The organism is Gallibacterium salpingitidis (genome assembly GCF_030517105.1).
GTDB classification, from domain to species: domain Bacteria; phylum Pseudomonadota; class Gammaproteobacteria; order Enterobacterales; family Pasteurellaceae; genus Gallibacterium; species Gallibacterium salpingitidis.
In genome coordinates this window covers 1,457,381-1,474,550 of sequence record NZ_CP103875.1, presented here as the reverse complement: position 1 = coordinate 1,474,550, position 17,170 = coordinate 1,457,381, and the positions used below count along the sequence as shown (strand labels likewise).

The 17,170-nt window shown below is 35.3% G+C and carries 19 protein-coding genes, 1 tRNA gene and 1 pseudogene; 16 read left to right on the top strand and 5 right to left on the bottom strand.

The features are described from left to right. Positions 1-27: 27 nt before the first annotated feature. The 5 genes and pseudogenes from NYR30_RS07115 to NYR30_RS07095 all read left to right on the top strand — a co-directional run bounded on the left by NYR30_RS07115 (position 28) and on the right by NYR30_RS07095 (position 6,331). Positions 28-1,104 (top strand): lytic murein transglycosylase, encoded by a 1,077-nt coding sequence (locus NYR30_RS07115; RefSeq protein WP_066422270.1) that lies wholly within the window; start codon positions 28-30, stop codon positions 1,102-1,104. A 733-nt stretch (positions 1,105-1,837) separates the two neighbouring features. Further along, the gene (locus NYR30_RS07110; protein WP_302500336.1) at positions 1,838-2,923 is read left to right on the top strand and encodes a porin; all 1,086 of its coding nucleotides are present in this window, start codon (positions 1,838-1,840) and stop codon (positions 2,921-2,923) included. A gap of 238 nt (positions 2,924-3,161) precedes the next feature. Next, positions 3,162-4,199: a porin gene (locus tag NYR30_RS07105; RefSeq protein WP_302500335.1), complete on the top strand. Its 1,038-nt coding sequence runs from the start codon at positions 3,162-3,164 to the stop codon at positions 4,197-4,199. 276 nt (positions 4,200-4,475) lie between these two features. Further along, positions 4,476-5,171, top strand: coding sequence for an NYN domain-containing protein (locus NYR30_RS07100; protein ID WP_066422273.1), 696 nt, complete (start codon positions 4,476-4,478; stop codon positions 5,169-5,171). Positions 5,172-5,360: 189 nt separating this feature from the next. Continuing rightward, positions 5,361-6,331 (top strand): annotated as a pseudogene (locus NYR30_RS07095) (IS30 family transposase). Here the strand turns inward: NYR30_RS07095 and NYR30_RS07090 are convergent. Further along, positions 6,301-7,221, bottom strand: coding sequence for a LysR family transcriptional regulator (locus NYR30_RS07090; protein ID WP_066422255.1), 921 nt, complete (start codon positions 7,219-7,221; stop codon positions 6,301-6,303). The pseudogene NYR30_RS07095 and the gene NYR30_RS07090 sit on opposite strands and share 31 nt — an antisense overlap. Before the next feature lie 102 nt (positions 7,222-7,323). Between NYR30_RS07090 and NYR30_RS07085 the strand changes: the two genes are divergently transcribed. The 3 genes from NYR30_RS07085 (at position 7,324) to NYR30_RS07075 (ending at position 8,772) form a co-directional block, all read left to right on the top strand. Continuing rightward, a complete protein-coding gene (locus NYR30_RS07085; protein WP_231923857.1) occupies positions 7,324-7,980 on the top strand; it encodes an NAD(P)-dependent oxidoreductase in 657 nt (218 codons plus the stop codon). A 144-nt stretch (positions 7,981-8,124) separates the two neighbouring features. Next, a complete protein-coding gene (locus tag NYR30_RS07080; RefSeq protein WP_066422253.1) occupies positions 8,125-8,310 on the top strand; it encodes a type II toxin-antitoxin system HicA family toxin in 186 nt (61 codons plus the stop codon). 27 nt (positions 8,311-8,337) lie between these two features. Beyond that, the gene (locus tag NYR30_RS07075) at positions 8,338-8,772 is read left to right on the top strand and encodes a type II toxin-antitoxin system HicB family antitoxin (protein WP_066108332.1); all 435 of its coding nucleotides are present in this window, start codon (positions 8,338-8,340) and stop codon (positions 8,770-8,772) included. A gap of 68 nt (positions 8,773-8,840) precedes the next feature. On the opposite strand, the gene NYR30_RS07070 is transcribed toward NYR30_RS07075, so the two are convergent. Then, the gene (locus NYR30_RS07070; RefSeq protein ID WP_066112574.1) at positions 8,841-9,347 is read right to left on the bottom strand and encodes an NlpC/P60 family protein; all 507 of its coding nucleotides are present in this window, start codon (positions 9,345-9,347) and stop codon (positions 8,841-8,843) included. 144 nt (positions 9,348-9,491) lie between these two features. Next, complete coding sequence (gene nfo, locus NYR30_RS07065) at positions 9,492-10,337, bottom strand: deoxyribonuclease IV (RefSeq protein ID WP_066422252.1); 846 nt, start codon at positions 10,335-10,337, stop codon at positions 9,492-9,494. Positions 10,338-10,434: 97 nt separating this feature from the next. Between nfo and NYR30_RS07060 the strand changes: the two genes are divergently transcribed. After that, on the top strand, positions 10,435-11,001 hold the full coding sequence (locus tag NYR30_RS07060) for a TorD/DmsD family molecular chaperone (RefSeq protein ID WP_066422251.1): 567 nt from the start codon (positions 10,435-10,437) through the stop codon (positions 10,999-11,001). Positions 11,002-11,087: 86 nt separating this feature from the next. On the opposite strand, the gene NYR30_RS07055 is transcribed toward NYR30_RS07060, so the two are convergent. After that, positions 11,088-11,177: transfer RNA gene (locus NYR30_RS07055), tRNA-Ser, on the bottom strand. Between the two features lie 209 nt (positions 11,178-11,386). Between NYR30_RS07055 and NYR30_RS07050 the strand changes: the two genes are divergently transcribed. The 6 genes from NYR30_RS07050 to NYR30_RS07025 all read left to right on the top strand — a co-directional run bounded on the left by NYR30_RS07050 (position 11,387) and on the right by NYR30_RS07025 (position 16,082). Beyond that, positions 11,387-12,049 (top strand): Bax inhibitor-1 family protein, encoded by a 663-nt coding sequence (locus tag NYR30_RS07050; RefSeq protein WP_066422250.1) that lies wholly within the window; start codon positions 11,387-11,389, stop codon positions 12,047-12,049. A gap of 128 nt (positions 12,050-12,177) precedes the next feature. Beyond that, positions 12,178-12,513: a TusE/DsrC/DsvC family sulfur relay protein gene (locus NYR30_RS07045; protein WP_066112564.1), complete on the top strand. Its 336-nt coding sequence runs from the start codon at positions 12,178-12,180 to the stop codon at positions 12,511-12,513. Positions 12,514-12,637: 124 nt separating this feature from the next. After that, positions 12,638-13,483, top strand: a complete 846-nt coding sequence (locus NYR30_RS07040; RefSeq protein WP_414146318.1) for a metal ABC transporter substrate-binding protein — start codon at positions 12,638-12,640, stop codon at positions 13,481-13,483. Beyond that, positions 13,480-14,358: an ATP-binding cassette domain-containing protein gene (locus NYR30_RS07035; RefSeq protein WP_066108310.1), complete on the top strand. Its 879-nt coding sequence runs from the start codon at positions 13,480-13,482 to the stop codon at positions 14,356-14,358. Before NYR30_RS07040 ends, NYR30_RS07035 begins: the two co-directional genes overlap by 4 nt. A 2-nt stretch (positions 14,359-14,360) precedes the next feature. Continuing rightward, positions 14,361-15,209 (top strand): metal ABC transporter permease, encoded by an 849-nt coding sequence (locus NYR30_RS07030; protein ID WP_066112560.1) that lies wholly within the window; start codon positions 14,361-14,363, stop codon positions 15,207-15,209. A gap of 9 nt (positions 15,210-15,218) precedes the next feature. Beyond that, on the top strand, positions 15,219-16,082 hold the full coding sequence (locus NYR30_RS07025) for a metal ABC transporter permease (RefSeq protein WP_066112557.1): 864 nt from the start codon (positions 15,219-15,221) through the stop codon (positions 16,080-16,082). On the opposite strand, the gene NYR30_RS07020 is transcribed toward NYR30_RS07025, so the two are convergent. Then, the gene (locus NYR30_RS07020) at positions 16,072-16,344 is read right to left on the bottom strand and encodes an acylphosphatase (protein WP_066112553.1); all 273 of its coding nucleotides are present in this window, start codon (positions 16,342-16,344) and stop codon (positions 16,072-16,074) included. The two genes, NYR30_RS07025 and NYR30_RS07020, sit on opposite strands and share 11 nt — an antisense overlap. Positions 16,345-16,438: 94 nt before the next feature. Here NYR30_RS07020 and NYR30_RS07015 point away from each other — a divergent pair, with 94 nt between their 5' ends. Beyond that, positions 16,439-17,098 (top strand): curli polymerization inhibitor CsgI-related protein, encoded by a 660-nt coding sequence (locus NYR30_RS07015; protein ID WP_066112550.1) that lies wholly within the window; start codon positions 16,439-16,441, stop codon positions 17,096-17,098. The last annotated feature ends 72 nt before the right edge of the window (positions 17,099-17,170 follow it).

Below are 17,170 nucleotides of genomic sequence, written 5' to 3'. Positions count from 1 at the left end.
AGTTTAATAAAGAGCATAAAATAAAAAATGTTAAAAAAAGCAGTTATTAGTTTAGGTGCATTAGTGTTAGTAGGTTGTGGCAGTTCTGCACCGACAACAACATCAGTTCAAGATGTATCCTTTAATTATCCACAATCACGAGTTCCAGCTAATTTTGATCATTATGTTGATTATTTGCGTCAACAAGCGGTAGCGCAAGGCGTTGATCCTACTGTGGTTTACTCGCAACAAAATATCCAATTTGTTACACGTTCCATAGAATTAGATCAGCAACAAGCTGGACGAAAACGTTCTTCGACACCATCACAGCCGAATCCAAATGGCGTTACAAATTATCTAAATCGTGTATTAACCAGTACAAAAGTCGCTTTAGCAGTGCGTTATTTTGCGGAACAACGACAAGAAGTGGAAACGGCTAGTCGCCGTTTTGGTGTACAACCGCAATATTTGGTTGCGTTATGGGGTATGGAAAGTAGTTTTGGACGTTATCAAGGGAATTTTGACGTATTGTCCGTTTTGGCAACATTAGCTTTTGAAGGGCGCCGAGAATCGCTATTTGCTAATGAATTTATCAAAGCGTTAAGCATTATTGATAAAGGGCATATTGAACGAGAAAAAATGAAAGGTTCGTGGGCAGGTGCAATGGGACAAACGCAATTTATGCCGAGTTCCTATTTAAGCTATGCGAGAGATGGCGATAATGATGGCATTGCTGATATTTGGCAAAATTATTATGATGCGTTTGCTTCAATTGCCAATTATCTGGCGACTGTTGGTTGGAATAACCAATTGCCTTGGGGCGTGGAAGTACAGCTTTCAGGTATCATTGATCAAAATATTGCTGGTACAGAAAATGGTAAAGCAAGATCGCTTGCAGATTGGCAACGGTTGGGAATTATCTTACCGCAAGATGCCTTTTCACAACGTGCAATCGCCCAATTACAACGAACCAGAGTGTGGTTAGTGTTACCAAATGGTTTGGCAGGGCGAGCTTTCTTAGTATCACAAAACTTCAAAACGATTATGGATTGGAATAAATCCTATTACTTTGCTATCAGCATTGGTAAGTTTGCCGATGAGATTGCGCAAAGAACAGGATTATAAAACAGTTCTCGATTAATTTATCCTATTAAATGTAATAGAGCCTTTGGTTACTTTTTCTAATGAAATAGCTTGCCATCGGCTTTAACACAGAATTAACAGAGGTACAAGAGATGAATAAAGACAAAGATATTTATAAAAAATCCAATCACAAAATAAATAACAAAATGTAACAAAATTGTTTTTGTTTTAAGCTGTTTTTGTTTAGTTCTTCATCAGAAGAAAATCCCTAAAAAAGAATGTCACTATATAGTTATTACCGCTAAAAAAGTGAGTTAGATCACAAATTTATTGAAATCTAAAATAGAAAGAAAAAGTATTTTAGTAACCAATTTGTTTAAAAAAATAAACAAATTAATTTTTAATAATGTGAGATGTGTCACAAATATTGAAATTGGTTAAAAAAAAGTGGAACTTTCTAATTCTTAGCTGAAAATTTAGTTTTTTAGAAAAAAGTATATATATTTCAATGTGTTAATAAATGTAATTTCACAAGTTATTTTTTATGATGTTATCATTCATTAATGTTGCAATAATGGAGTTTTATTCAAATTATTGATTTATATATATTTTTTAAATAGTTTCCTAAAACCATAAAAAAATTGACAGAATTAAGAAATGTTGTAAATTGCATCTCGAAATGAGTAATCGTTGGGCAATCTTGGGTTGTTCGACATAATCCAGTTATTTAATAGCTTACTGTTAAATAACATCACTTAACACAGAGGTGTCAATTATGAAAAAAACATTAGTCGCTCTAGCAGTAGCAGCAGTAGCAGCAACATCTGCAAACGCAGCAGTGGTTTACAACCAAGATGGTACTAAAGTAGAAGTTGGTGGACAACTTCGTTTATTATTAGCTAAAGATAAATATGAACGTGCTGATCTTAAATATGGTTCATCACGTTTAGTGTTTAAAGCAACTCAAGATTTAGGTGATGGCTATAGCGCATTAGGTAATGTTGAAGTACGTTTCAATGATCCAGGTAATGATGAAGGTAAAGATGGTGGTGCTTATGCTAAACGTCTTTATGCTGGATTTGCTAAAGATGGTGTAGGTCAAATTACTTTTGGTCGTCAATTAACTAACTTAGATGATGTTGGTTTATCTGATTTTACCTATGATTTAGGTGGCGTTAACTTAACTCAAACTGAAGCGAATAAAGATATTCGTTTCCGTAGTGCGGATTTTGGTGGGTTCCAATTTGGTTTAGATTATTTCTTTGGTGAGAAAGATGAAGATTTATATAATGCTAAATCAGGATTTGGTACTTCATTATTCTATACTGCTCAATTAGCTCAAGATACAACTTTACAATTAAACGCAGGTTTCTCTCAAGTAAAAGTTGGTGCAGGAAAGTTTGAATTATCTAAAATTGATAAAAGCTGGAAAGATGTTGCTTTCGATCAACATAAACTCAACTCATTTATTGTTGGCACAAGATTAACTTCTGGTGCATTTGCATTCGCAATTGATTATTCTCAACAAAAAGCTAGCGACGAGCAAGTAGGTGTTGGTTTCAAAGCTCCACACGAAGATGAGCTAGTTAAATTACCGTTTAATAAATTACAACAATTAGAAGTTGGCGCTAAATATAATTATTTAGATAATGCAGCAATTTATGGTGAATATATTTATCGTAAAGCATCAATTAACAGTGACTTGCCTAAAGTGAAAGTTAATGAATTTATTCTTGGTACTGATTACAAATTTGCTAAGAATGTAATTACTTATGTAGAAGCTGGTACTGCTAATTACAAATTTGATGGTGATTCAGAAAGAGATAATAAATTCCGTGTAGGTTTACGCGTATTATTCTAATCTGATAGTCGAATTTATATAAAGAAAGAACCTTTAGCTAAGGCTAAAGGTTCTTTTTTGTTTAAAAAATAGACTATTAGTTTATTTTTTGCTTATTTTTTAATCGCAAAAGGTAGGAGAGGATTGATCCCTAGGTTGAGTTGGCGTAGGATTTTGGCTCGAAATGAAGCTTATTAGACTTACGTTTCAAAAAAAAGTTCAATGGACTTAACTTAAAAATTTTTAAGAGGTATTGATTATGAAAAAAACATTAGTCGCAGTAGCAGTGGCAGCATTAGCAGCAACTTCTGCAAACGCAGCAGTAGTATATAACCAAGATGGCACAAAAGTAGAACTTGGTGGACAAATTCGCTTAGCTTTAGCAAAAGATAAAAATGAAAGAGCTGATCTTAAATATGGTTCATCACGTTTAATTACTAACGTTACTCAAGATTTAGGTGATGGCTTCAGTGCATTAGGAAACGTTCAATTCCGTTTTGATGATAAAAATGATCAAAATGCATATGCTCACAATTTATTTGCAGGTTTTGCAAAAGATAGCGTAGGTACATTAACTTTTGGTCGTCAAGAAACTAACTTAGATGATTTAGGTATCTCTGATTACACTTATGATTTAGGTGATGTTAAACAAACTCACAATCATGACAATAAAGCAGCTAAATTCCGTAGTGCAGAATGGAATGGTTTTAGCTTCGGTTTAGACTATTTCTTCGGTAATGCTAAGAAATATGAAGATAAAGAACAAAATGGTAAAGGTTGGGGCGGCGCATTATTCTATACTGCTGAAGTAGCTAATGACACAACCTTAACTTTAAACGGTGGTTTCTCTAAAGTTAAACATTTTGATAAAACGGCGACAATTCAAGATTATAATGAAAATGCTTTCGTAGTAGGTACAGAATTAGCTTCTGGTCCATTTGCATTAGCAGTTGACTATTCTGAAAATAAAGCTTCTGGTGCAGAAGATGCTACATTAGATAAATTTGGTGTAGGTGAAGCAGCAATTGCTCCTAACAAATTACGTGCATTAGAAGTTGGTGTTAAATACAACTATTTAGAAAATGCTAAAGTATATGGTGAATATCAATACTTCAAAGCAACTCCACGTTCTGGAGATGATAAAGTTACTATGAACGGCTTTATTCTTGGTACTGACTACTGGTTAACAAAACAAGTTGTAACCTATGTAGAAGGTGGTACATTCCAATATAAAAACCAAGATAATGCTAAAGAAAGAGATAACAAAATCGGTGTAGGTTTCCGTGTTTATTTCTAATCTGATTTAATTATCTAGTATAAAAAACACCTCAATCGTGAGGTGTTTTTTTGTTTGTAAGAAATGAATTTTTATATCAAATAAATTGCTTTAAACCTCATTTTTGCATAGAATGATTAACGAGTTGGTACAACGTTATAAGTTGTCATACTTTATTTAACAAACATAATGACCATACTTGTTATGTTTATTACATCCAGCCTTTGGCGAGTCGTTTCACTATTCCGAAATAGATGACCCTTAGGCTTTTTTATTATCTGTAATTTGGGATTTTGTATGAAGAGAAAAGTTGCCATTTTTGTTGATGCAGGTTTTTTTATCCGTCTATTTACCTCTAAAATTGATCCAGAAATGAATTTACCGCCTGAGAAATTAGCAAAAGAAATGTGGCGTTATTGGATTCGTCATGTTGATAGAAAAAATGGAGAACAACTTTATCGTATTTATTTTTATGATTGCCCTCCGTTAATGAATAAAGTGCAACACCCTATTACAGGAAAAGAGATCAATTTTGCTGTTAGTAATATCACTAAATATAAGGTTGCTTTGCATCAAGCATTGTTACATCAACCTTATGTCGCTTGTCGAATGGGAGAATTAAGTGTAGACACTAAAACAGATTGGGGTTTTATTCGCACAGATTCTGTTCATAGTTTTAAAAAACTAATTAAAGGAGAAGTGAATGTTGCACAAATTAACCCAGATAACGTTTCTTTAAAACCAAAGCAAAAAGGCGTTGATATGAAATTAGGTATTGATATTACAAGTGTAGTATTAAAAAAATTAGCGAATAAAATTATTTTAATTTCAGGGGATAGTGATTTTGTTCCTGCTGCAAAATTAGCAAGAGTTGAGGGAGCTCATTTCATTTTAGATGCGATGGGAAGAGAAGTAAAAGGTGATCTTGCAGAACATATTGATGGCTTGAAAACATTCATTCATTGTCACAAAGCAGATGCGAAAGATTGTTGATTCTAGTAATAGCTGAAATAGCATTAAGAAAATATTTTTGATCTAAGCTTTCTTATTATGAGATAAAGCTTCTAAGCAATCTTCCTTTTTTCTAACTTGAATTTACAATCTAAGTGCAACAAATAAAAAAAGTGTTCATAAGGAAATCCGTTATAATTTATTTTTCGAAAAAATTAAGGACAGAAACTTATGAACACTTATCGCCATCTTACAATAGATGAGCGTGAAAAGATAATGATTTTTCACGCATTGGGACACACGATTAGCGCCATTGCTGTTGCACTTAAACGGCATAAATCCACGATTTCAAGAGAGTTAAAACGCTGCTCAAGGTGCGGCTATACTGCCCAGTTGGCTCAACAACGTTATCAGCAGAAACGAGCGAAGTGTAAGCCGAACAAGAAGCTAAAAAACGCCGCCTTGTTTGAGTTGGTAAAGCAGAAGTTCATCGTGGATAACTGGTCGCCCGAGCAGATTTCGCAACGATTGAAGCAAGAAAATAGCCCGTATCAAATTAGTTTTACGACAATCTATCGGGCGATAAATGACTGCCTGTTTGATAACGCTCGTAGAACAGCTAAACGGTATCTGCGCCATAAAGGCAAGCGGCGTCATCGTGCAAACAGTGTGGAAAAACGAGGCAAAATTATTATTAGCCACGAGTTAAACCAACGCCCACAGGAAGCCAATGAGCGAAGTCGCTTGGGGGATTGGGAAGCGGATACGGTATCAGGGCAGTTTGGCAAAGCCTGTTTGTTGACGTTGAATGATAGACGCAGTCGCTTTCTAATTGCGACGAAGTTATCTTCAAAAAAAGCGGAAGAGGTGGTTAAGGCGATGGAAACAGTATTGAGAAATCAACCCCTCAAGAGCATTACGCCCGATAGAGGAAAAGAATTTGCCAAACATCAGCAGGTGACATCAGCGCTTGAAGTTGAATTTTATTTTCCTCCGCCACATCAGCCTTGGCAGCGGGGAACAAATGAAAACGCTAATGGGTTATTGCGACAGTATTTTCCGAAAGGCATGGATATAACGCCCGTTTCAGAAGTGAAGATACAGGCGGCGGTCGATAAACTTAATCACCGACCACGTAAATGTTTAAATTGGAAGACACACCTTATGAGGTCTATTTTGATAAAGTGTTGCACTTGGTTTGACAATTCAAGAATAAAAAATCTATTACCGCCTTAGCACGTTTTAACTGTTGTTGGCGTGGAAAATAATAAAGATAAAGCGCAGGAAATTGCCGCCAATATTGTGGCAATACAGGAACCAGTTGATCGCGTTGCGCTAATTGCTGATAACGTAAATCAAAAATCCTACCGATGCCAAAATCTTGCAAAATAGCGTCAAGCACCATTTCCGTATCATTAAGAATTAATTGGCTCTTCATCTGAATCTGTTTTTCTATACCTTGAATATTCACTGTCAAAGGATTGATACGATTATGGGTAATAAAACGATGACCAATCAGTGGATGTGAGGATAGTTCTTCCAATGTAGTTGGAATACCATATTGTTGGGCGTACCTTTTTGATACAAATAGCCCTTCTTGCATTGGTGTTGTTAATTGATGAGCGATCATGCCTTCTTCAATCGAATGACCAAAACGAATACCAAAATCAAAATGTTGCTCAACGATATCCACAACAGCATTATCGATCGACAATTCTAATTGAATCTGTGGATATTGCTGACAAAATTCGGCGTAATGCGGTTGTAATACCAAATAAAACGCTAATTGCGATAAAGTCATTCTTACTGTTCCAGCAGGCGGATTAGCCCAAGATTGTAAGTTATTTAGGCTATCTTCTATCTGATTAATTGCTGTACTGGTTTGTTGCACTAATTTTTCACCAGCTTCGGTTAAGGTTAATTTGCGTGTAGTACGCTGGATTAATGCTAAACCTAAATGTTGTTCGAGCATTTGTAGCGATTTACTTACTGCCGCTACGCTAATTTCTAATTGACGTGCTGCCGCCGAGATATTCTTAGTTTTAGCAATAGTATGAAAAATCATTAATTGCTGATAATAGTTTTTCTGCATATTTTCAACTAATGGTTAAATATCTTTTGAATAATTATCATCTATTTATTAAAAAATCAGTCGCATAATAGCACTGTTTTTAAGAACAACAATAAGGAGTTTATGATGAAAATTGCTGTAATTGGCGCAACAGGCTTAATTGGTAAAGGTGTAACCGCAGAGTTAGTCGAGAGAGGACATCAAGTTATTGGTATTTCACGTCATGCAGATAGTTTATCTAAAGCAGAAAATTTTACTGCTTTGCCGATGGATGTAAATTCAGGTGAATTGGTAAAAGCTTTAACTGGTGTTGATGCGGTAGTGAGTGCTTTTAATGGCGGTTGGGAAAATCCAAATTTAGTAATGGATTATAACCAAGGTATGAAGAGTATTTTACAGGCTGCAGAACAAGCGAAAGTTCCTTATCTATTGATTGTTGGTGGGGCAGGTTGTTTATATGTAGCGCCGAATTTGCAATTAGTTGATACCAAAGAGTTTCCACCAGAAATTTATCCTGCTGCTGATGCGATTCGCCAATGGTTAAATAAATTAAAAACGAATTTAACCTTAAATTGGGCATTTATTTCTCCAGCGGCAATGTTTGCGGTTAATCCGCCACGTTTTGTTGCTACTGGAAAATATCGAGTTGGCGGTAACCAAGTGTTACTTGATCAAAATGGTCAACCAGCCGATATCAGTGTTCCTGATTTAGCAAAAGCCATTGCTGATGATGTTGAGAAAAAAGCACATTTGCATCAACATTTTACGGTTGCGGAATAAGTGATTTGTAACAAAAGAATAGCACCTGGCTCGGTGCTATTTTTTTTGTGATTTTTCTAAGTTGTTATAACCCTTTTGATAAAAATTATTGCTAATGTGTGTATGCGTGTGTATTATTCTTCATGATTAAGACTAGGAGGAAGCATGCACTCATCTGACTTAATCAAGGAACTTAGAGATAACGGTTGTTATATGGTGCGTCAAGGAAAAGGTGATCATCAAATATGGGAATCACCAATTACAGGAAAGCGATTTACTGTACCCCATCCTAAAAAACATCTACCAATCGGTACTTTAAGATCCATTAAAAAATCGGCAGGGCTCTTGTAGCTCTGCCGATCAATATGTGGAGGTTATATGCTATTTACTATCGGAGTAGAAGTACCAAAAAATGATGGTGAAGCTTTTGGTTTAGTTGTTCCAGCATTATGCACTGATGACTATAGTTGTTTTAGTGGAGCAGACAATAAGGAAGATATTATTCCAATGGTAACGGAAGCTATTCACCTAACAATAGAAAATATGGTGGAAAATAATCTAGATCTTTTGAAAATAAAGGATCTTGGTTTTATGTATTATAAACAGCAAGAAGATTTTGCTTATTGTGATACTTGGTTATTAGTTGATATTGATATCACAGCCTATTTCGGTAAGCGGCAGCGAGTAAATGTAGTTTTGCCGCAATATTTATTAGATAGAATTGATCAACGTATTATGGAAAATCCGAGTTATAAAGATAGAAGCCATTTTTTAGCCATTGCAACTAAGCATGAACTAGAAAATAGAGTTTGAAGAGTGAATAATATTTGCAAAAGAATAGCACCTGGCTCGGTGCTATTCTTTTGTTATCTAAAACTTAATTAATCAAGGATTCGTCTAGATTGGGTATAAGTTCTTGTCCAATAGTCTTCACTTAAAGAACTAATTGTTACGCCTTGACTGGTACTTGAATGAATAAAGAGATCGTCACCTAAATAAATGCCAACATGATGGTTCTTTCTAAAGAAAACTAAATCACCTTGTTTTAATTGATTTTTTTGGATTTGACGACCTAAGGATTTTTGTTCTGATGTGCTACGAGGAAGACTGATATGGAATTTCTCAGCGAATGCAGTTTGTACAAACGCTGAACAATCAATACCATTTTTACCAGTGCCACCTAACTTATAACGAACACCAACCCACTCTTGATAGAAATTATTCAATTTTTTATTGATAATTTTACGTTCAGTGGCATTCGTTTTTAAAATAAGTTCACCAATTGGATCATCGCCATCTGAATGTGTAGCAGCAGTTTGCGTGGTAGAAAGGTTACTACACGCCGTTAAAAATAAGAAACATACTGGTACAAGAATTCGATAAAACATGACTCAAAAAACAAGTAAAAATATAAAAATCACACAAGTGGCGACAATCCTACCGAAAAAGTACTGGTCTGGCTAGTAAATTTTAATAATTAATGGCAATTAAAGCTGATTTTTGTGAGTTCGTTCAAAGTTTAAACGAAAAATTTAACGTTTTTCTAACGAACGTAGCCAAGAAATTTCATCTTGCCAAATTTCAGGATTAATGGTTTCAAGGATCATTGGAATGTTGTCAAAACAACAATCATTCATAATATAAGAAAACACTGCAGTGCCAATAGTACCAGCTTGCAAACAATCGTGGCGATCAACATGGCTGCCTAAAGGTGTTTTAGATCCGTTGAGGTGCATTCCTCGTAAATAGTTAAAGCCCACAATTTTATCAAACTGGGTGAAAGTGTTTTCGCAGGCTTCTAGAGAAGAAATGTCATAACCAGCGGAAAAGGTGTGACAAGTATCTAAACAGACGCCGACACGATCTTTATTTTCAACATTAGCGATGATTTCTGCCAAATGCTCAAAACGCCAACCTAAATTAGAACCTTGCCCTGCAGTATTTTCAATTACTGCGATTACATTGGGTACTGTATCAATAGCGATATTGATAGATTCAGCAATACGTTTTAAGCAAGTTTGTTCATCAATTTGTTTTAAATGACTGCCGGGATGAAAATTAAGGAGTTTTAAGCCAAGTTGTTGACAACGTTGCATCTCATCAATAAAGGCTTCACGAGATTTTGCTATTCCTTCAGCGGTTGGATGTCCTAAATTAATTAAATAGCTGTCATGTGGTAGAATTTGCTCGGCAGAAAAGTGATACTTTTCGCATAATTCCCTAAATTTTTTGATATTTTCTTGTTTTAAGTCAGGCACTTTCCATTGGCGTTGGTTTTTGGTAAACAGCGCAAAAGCATTGGCATTAATTTCTACTGCACGTAGTACCGTATTTTCTACACCACCAGAAGCACTAACATGAGCACCAATATATTTCATTTTTTCTCCTGTAATAGTTTATTGAAAAGTGGAAATTATAGTAAACTTAGCCACTTTCTTCACAGTTAATTGATAATTATTGAGATAGTTAAAATATATGAGTGAACAACCTATTGAAATTAATAACTTTTCTTTGCTTTGTCGTTTATTTGGTAATTTACTTTATCGTCAGCCACAAGATCCTGTTTTAGCACCTGCATTACAATGGGTAAAGCAAGGTGGTGTGCGTTCTGTGTGGGCTTTAGTATTAGATCAGCAAAGTGAAGTGGCGATGGCAAATTTACAAGCTGATTGGACTGTTGAACAATTAGTTGCAGATTATCAATATTTGCAAGAATCGGTAGCGTTTCAATTATCCGCTTATAATGTAGCGCTTGCAGATTTTGTGCAATTTCGCCAAGAACGAGCGATGCCAGAATTAGAGAATGCAGATCATATTGCTTTATTATTATTAACTGCTTCGTGGATCGAAGATCAAACTGGTTCGTTATCGGCGCAACAGCAATTGTTCCAAGATTTCCTATTACCTTGTATAGGGCGTTTTCTGGGGCAAATTGAAGCACATGCAAAAACCGCTTTTTATCGTAGCTTAGCGCAACTTTGTCGTGATTTATTAGCAGCAATGGCTGATGAGCTAGAAGAAGAGTTGGAAAGTAAAGAATAAATCTACATAAGCTATATTAATTTATTGATATAGCTTGTTTTTTATTGTTCTTATGGAAAAGATGATTGGAAATTATCAAAGGAAGATGGCGGAGGAAAAGAGATTCGAACTCTTGGAGGACGTAAATCCTCGCCGGTTTTCAAGACCGGTGCCTTCAACCACTCGACCATTCCTCCGCAGAACTGGTTGTTTTCAGCGGTGTGAAATATAGTATAGATTGATCTTACAGTAAATAGAAAATTGATAATTTTAATGCAATAGCTTACTTTTTAAGCTTTATGCTGTTTTTTTACACTTTTTAGGCTTTTTATCGGTGTTATTGTTGACATCGCTGCTATAAATTATTACCGTTAGTCAGTTATTTTGTTCATTAGGAGACTTAACTATGCAATCTAAAATTGTTGTAGATACTCGAGAACGTTCCGCTTCGGTGTTGAGTACCAACCGAGTATTACGTAATACTTATTTCTTGTTAGCATTAACCATTGCTTTTTCGGCGTTTACTGCTTACTTATCAATGGCGTTAAATCTGCCTTATCCGGGATTAATTGTAATGTTAGTCGGTTTTTATGGCTTACTTTTCTTAACTTATAAGTTAGCTAACAGTGGATTAGGCATCTTAGCAACTTTTGCCTTTACTGGTTTCTTAGGTTATACGCTAGGGCCAATTCTAAATGTATATGTTAGTCAAGGATTAGGTGATGTTGTCGTTATGGCTTTAGCGGGAACTGCGCTAGTTTTCTTTGCGTGTTCTGCGTATGTGCTTACGACAAAAAGAGATATGTCATTTATTTCTGGAATGATGTTTTCACTTTTCATCGTGTTAGTGATTGGCGTTATTGCAAGTTTATTCTTAAATATTCCAGCATTACATTTAGCGATTAGTGCATTATTTATTGTGTTCTCAAGTGGCGCAATTTTATTAGAAACGAGTAATATTATTCATGGTGGTGAAACTAATTATATTCGCGCTACTGTGAGTATTTATGTATCGCTTTATAATATTTTTGTCAGCTTGCTCAATATTCTTTCTGCAAGTCGTGATTAATAAATTGATTAGTAGTCAGTTATGGAAACCGCATCAATGATGCGGTTTTTTAATGCTTAATAATCAGAATAATAGATAAATTTGACTAGGAATTTTTGTACAATGGTGTCGTTATTATTGAGGTAGTTATGAATTATATTGAATTAAATGGACAGCAAATTGAAGTTGATGCACAAGGTTATCTATTAAATAGTGCAGAATGGTCGCCAGCAGTGGCGCAAGTAATTGCTGAAAAAGAGAATCTAACATTGACTGAAGCACATTGGGAAGTGATATATTTTGTGCGTGATTTTTACCAAGAGTATAAAACATCACCGGCAATTAGAATGCTAGTTAAAGCAATGGCGCAGAAGTTAGGCGAGGATAAAGGAAATAGTCGTTATTTACAGCGTTTATTCCCAGATGGTCCGGCTAAACAAGCCACTAAATTAGCAGGATTACCTAAACCGGCAAAATGTCTATAGTGATATTTGTTGATAATTATTCTCATTTATGTATAATTGAGCTAAACTTATACTTCGTTTTATTTTTGATCTTTGAGGAAAAAGTATGCTAAAAAAATATCTAATCTTTCTTTGTTTATTATCCATGTCTGCGTTAAGTTTAGCGAAGCCTTTCAAAGTAATTACAACATTTACTATTATCCAAGATATTGCGCAAAATGTTGCTGGTGATAGCGCAATAGTAGAATCAATTACTAAGCCAGGTGCAGAAATACATAATTATCAGCCGACACCAAAAGATATCATTAAAACACAAGATGCTGATTTGATTTTATGGAATGGTTTACATTTAGAACAATGGTTTGAACGTTTTTTTAAGACATTACCAAAAGAAGTACCGAGTGTGGTTGTCAGTGCTGGCGTTGAGCCGATTTCTATTTATGAAGGTCCATATAAGGGTATTCCTAATCCGCATGCGTGGATGTCGCCGAAAAATGTGATGATTTATGTCGAAAATATTCGTCAAGCATTGGTGAAATATGATCCTGCTAATGCTGAAAATTACAATCGTAATGCAGAAATTTATCAAGAAAAACTGCGAGTACTAGATAATAATATCCGTGAAAAATTGGCACATATCCCAGAAAAACAACGTTGGTTGGTGACGAGTGAAGGGGCATTTAGCTATTTAGCAAAAGAGTATGGTTTTTCTGAATTATATTTATGGCCGATTAATGCGGAACAACAAGGATCACCCCAACAAATCCGTAAAGTAATCGAACAAGTAAAATTACATCATATTCCAGTGGTTTTTAGTGAGAGTACAATTTCAGATAAACCAGCAAAACAAGTTGCAAAGGAAACCGGCGCAAAATATGGCGGTGTACTTTATGTTGATTCTCTTTCTACTAAAACTGGACCGGTACCAACATTTCTAGATTTATTATCAACTACCACTAATACTGTTATAAAAGGATTTTCACGAGAATGAATAATGTGGCCTCTTTGCTGGTGGATAATATCAGCGTTCGTTATAACAATGGGCATATTGCGATCAATCAGATGTCATTTCAATTAGAAGGCGGTACGATTTGTGGTTTGATTGGCGTAAATGGTAGCGGTAAATCGACTTTATTTAAAAGTATAATGGGCTTGATTACGCCACAACGAGGCAGTATTAAGTTATGTAATATTCCAGTTCAACAAGCGTTAAAACAGCATTTAGTAGCTTATGTACCACAAAGTGAAGAAGTGGACTGGCAATTTCCTATTTCAGTTTATGATGTGGTAATGCAAGGGCGTTATGCACATATGAATTTTTTACGTATGCCAAAAGCTAGCGATAAAGAAGCGGTATCACAAGCGATGCAACGGGTAGATATTGCACATTTAAAAGATCGGCAGATTGGTGAATTATCTGGTGGACAGAAAAAACGCGTTTTTTTAGCAAGGGCGTTGGCACAACAAAGTAAGATTATTCTATTAGATGAGCCTTTTACTGGTGTTGATGTACAAACAGAAGTAGCAATTATTGAGTTATTACAGAAATTACGTGAAGAAGGCTGTTTAATTTTAGTTTCTACTCATAATTTAGGGAGTGTACCTGATTTTTGTGATCAAGTAGTGATGATTAATCGAACAGTGATTGCTAGCGGCTCAACACATTCAACATTTACTCAAGAGAATTTGGAAAAAGTATTCAGTGGTGTGTTACGTCATATCAAGTTGCATGGAGAAACATTACATGATGATGGTGATGATCGTGCGGTTACTGTTTTGACTGATGATGAAAAAGCGGCAGTATTCTATGGTAAAACTAAAAATGAGCCACCAGCAACATTAATAGAACAGGATAAAAGGCAATAGCTATGTGGCAGTTATTAATTGAACCTTTTCAGTATGATTATATGTTTAAGGCAATTTGGGTAAGTGCCGCTATTGGTGGCGTTTGTGCATTTCTATCCGCTTATTTAATGTTGAAAGGTTGGTCATTGATTGGTGATGCTTTATCTCATTCGGTAGTACCAGGTGTTGCCATTGCTTATGCTTTATCTCTTCCCTATGCGATTGGAGCTTTTTTTTCGGGTATTTTAGCCGCAGTGGCCATTTTGCTGATTAAAGCGATTACGCCATTAAAAGAAGATGCAATTATTGGCTTTATTTTTACCACCTTCTTGGCATTAGGTTTATTTATTATCTCCTTAAACCCAACATCAGTAGATGTAGAGAGCATTATTTTAGGAAATATTTTGGGTATTGCGGATAGCGATGTTTGGCAAGTCGTCATTATTTTGAGTGTTAGCCTAGTGTTGCTATTACTGTTTTGGAAAGATTTATTACTCGTTTTTTTTGATGAGATTCAAGCCAAAGCAAGTGGATTGAATCCAACTGCACTAAAAGTGTTATTTTTCACATTATTGAGTGCATGTATTGTGGCTGCGTTACAAACTGTTGGTGCGATTTTAGTAATTGCGATGGTAGTAACACCAGGAGCAACCGCTTATTTGTTAACAGATCGTTTTGCGACATTACTTAAAATAGCAATTGCATTTGGCGTAATTACAAGTGGTGTTGGTGCTTATATCAGTTTTTATCTTAATGGTGTAACTGGCGGAATTATTGTGAGTTTGCAAACTTGCCTCTTCTTGCTGGTATTTGCATTTTCACCAAAATATGGCTTTTTCACGCAACGCTATTATGCAGTTAAAGGAAAGTAGGTGAGTAAGATGAGTGTAGTATTGAATTGGCTGATTGAACCGCTTTCTTATCCTTTTGTGCAGGTTTCAGTAATCACTGCATTGATGATAGCGATTATTTGCGCTGTATTATCCTGTTATTTGGTGTTAAAGGGCTGGGCATTAATGGGGGATGCTATTTCTCATGCAGTCTTGCCGGGTATTGTGCTTGCCTTTATGTTTAATTTGCCACTGACATTAGGCGCATTTATTGCTGGTATTTTTTGTGCTAGTAGTGTTGGTTTTCTCAAAAATCATGCACGTTTAAAAGAAGATACCATTATGGGGATTGTTTTCTCCGGTATGTTTGCTTTTGGTTTAGTGTTGTTTAATTATGTAGAAACGACACAACATTTAACGCATATTTTGTTTGGTGATATTTTAGGAATTGATCGACAACAAATGTGGCAAATGTTAGCAGTTGGTGCAGTTATTTTATTGATTATTTATAGTAAATGGCGTGATTTATTGTTGTATTGTTTTGATCCAATTCAGGCAAAAGTAGCAGGACTAAATACGACAATTTTGCATTATGGATTGCTAACATTATTGTCTTTAGCGATTGTATTAGCTATGCAGATTGTTGGTGTGATTTTAGTGGTGGCAATGTTAATTTCACCTGGAATTACCGCGTATTTATTAACTAAACGTTTTTCTACAATGCTATTAATTGCCATTAGTAGCGCATTATTAGCCACTATTTTAGGTATCATATTAAGTTTTCATTTAGATAGTGCGACTGGCGCAACGATTGTATTAACACAAGCGTTATTTTTTATCTGTGCAGTTATTTTAAGCAAGATAAAATACCGTCGTCATAAATTGATTTCACCAATGATGAATATTAGTGAATAATTTGAACATCGGTAAAAATTGTTTTAGTTTCTAAGCTAAATGATTCTACATAATTAACAGTTGCCGTTTTAGGTCCTTGTTGCAACCAAGCTGAAAATTGCTCTAGCTGTTGCTCAGAACCTTGTGCTAGAACGGCAACACTACCATCAGCTTGATTTTTTACCCAACCAGTTAAACCTAAGCGTTGTGCCTCTCGCCAAGTGAAGAAACGGAAACCTACCCCTTGTACATGTCCATAAATAATAAATTGTAGTGTTTTCATATAAATATTTCCTAAATTTTTATTTAATTTTTATAGAAAATAGCATAGGATAAGAACCTCTTAAACTAGCTCGTAATTTTTACTAGGAGTGTACATGAAATTATCTCGTTTTGCATTGGCATGTGTGGCTGCAACGCTTTCAATGAGTACGCTAGCTGCGAAAGTCACTGTAACCCCAAATATTTCCCTTCTTGCCATTGACGGTGAAAAAGTAAAATCTTCCATTACCAAATCTAAAAATAGTTTCGATATTAATGATACCAATACTCACCAAGTGGTAGTACGTGTATCTGAAGTGGTAACGAATGGTTCAGATAGAACTTTATTTGAATCTAGCCCAATTATCGTCACTTTCCAAGGTAATAACCAAGATTTAGTGATTACTGCACCACGTTTAGATAATATGCGCAATGCAAATCTATTCGCTAAGAATCCAAAAATTACGGTGAAAACTAGCGCAGATCAAGAAATTAGTACTAAACAAGATATTTTACAACAAAGTGGTATCTTCCCAGATACACGTGTTGCTGAAGATCTCGCTGAATACAATGCTTCTAAAGGTGCTGCAGCAGTACCAAATTTAGTTTCATTAAGTATGCCAGCTGCAATGCCAACTGGTGCAGGCGTGAAAGCGTCAAAAGTGAAAATTACTGTACAAGGTGAAAATGTTGCAGAACAAATGTTGCAATATTGGTATCAACAAGCAGATAAAGAAACTCAAGCTCGTTTCTTAAAATGGGCTCAAGGCAAATAACCATTCAAGGTTAATTTAAATTTGAGGTACAATAAGCGGGCAATCTAGTCCGCTTTTCTTTTTATTAAAAAG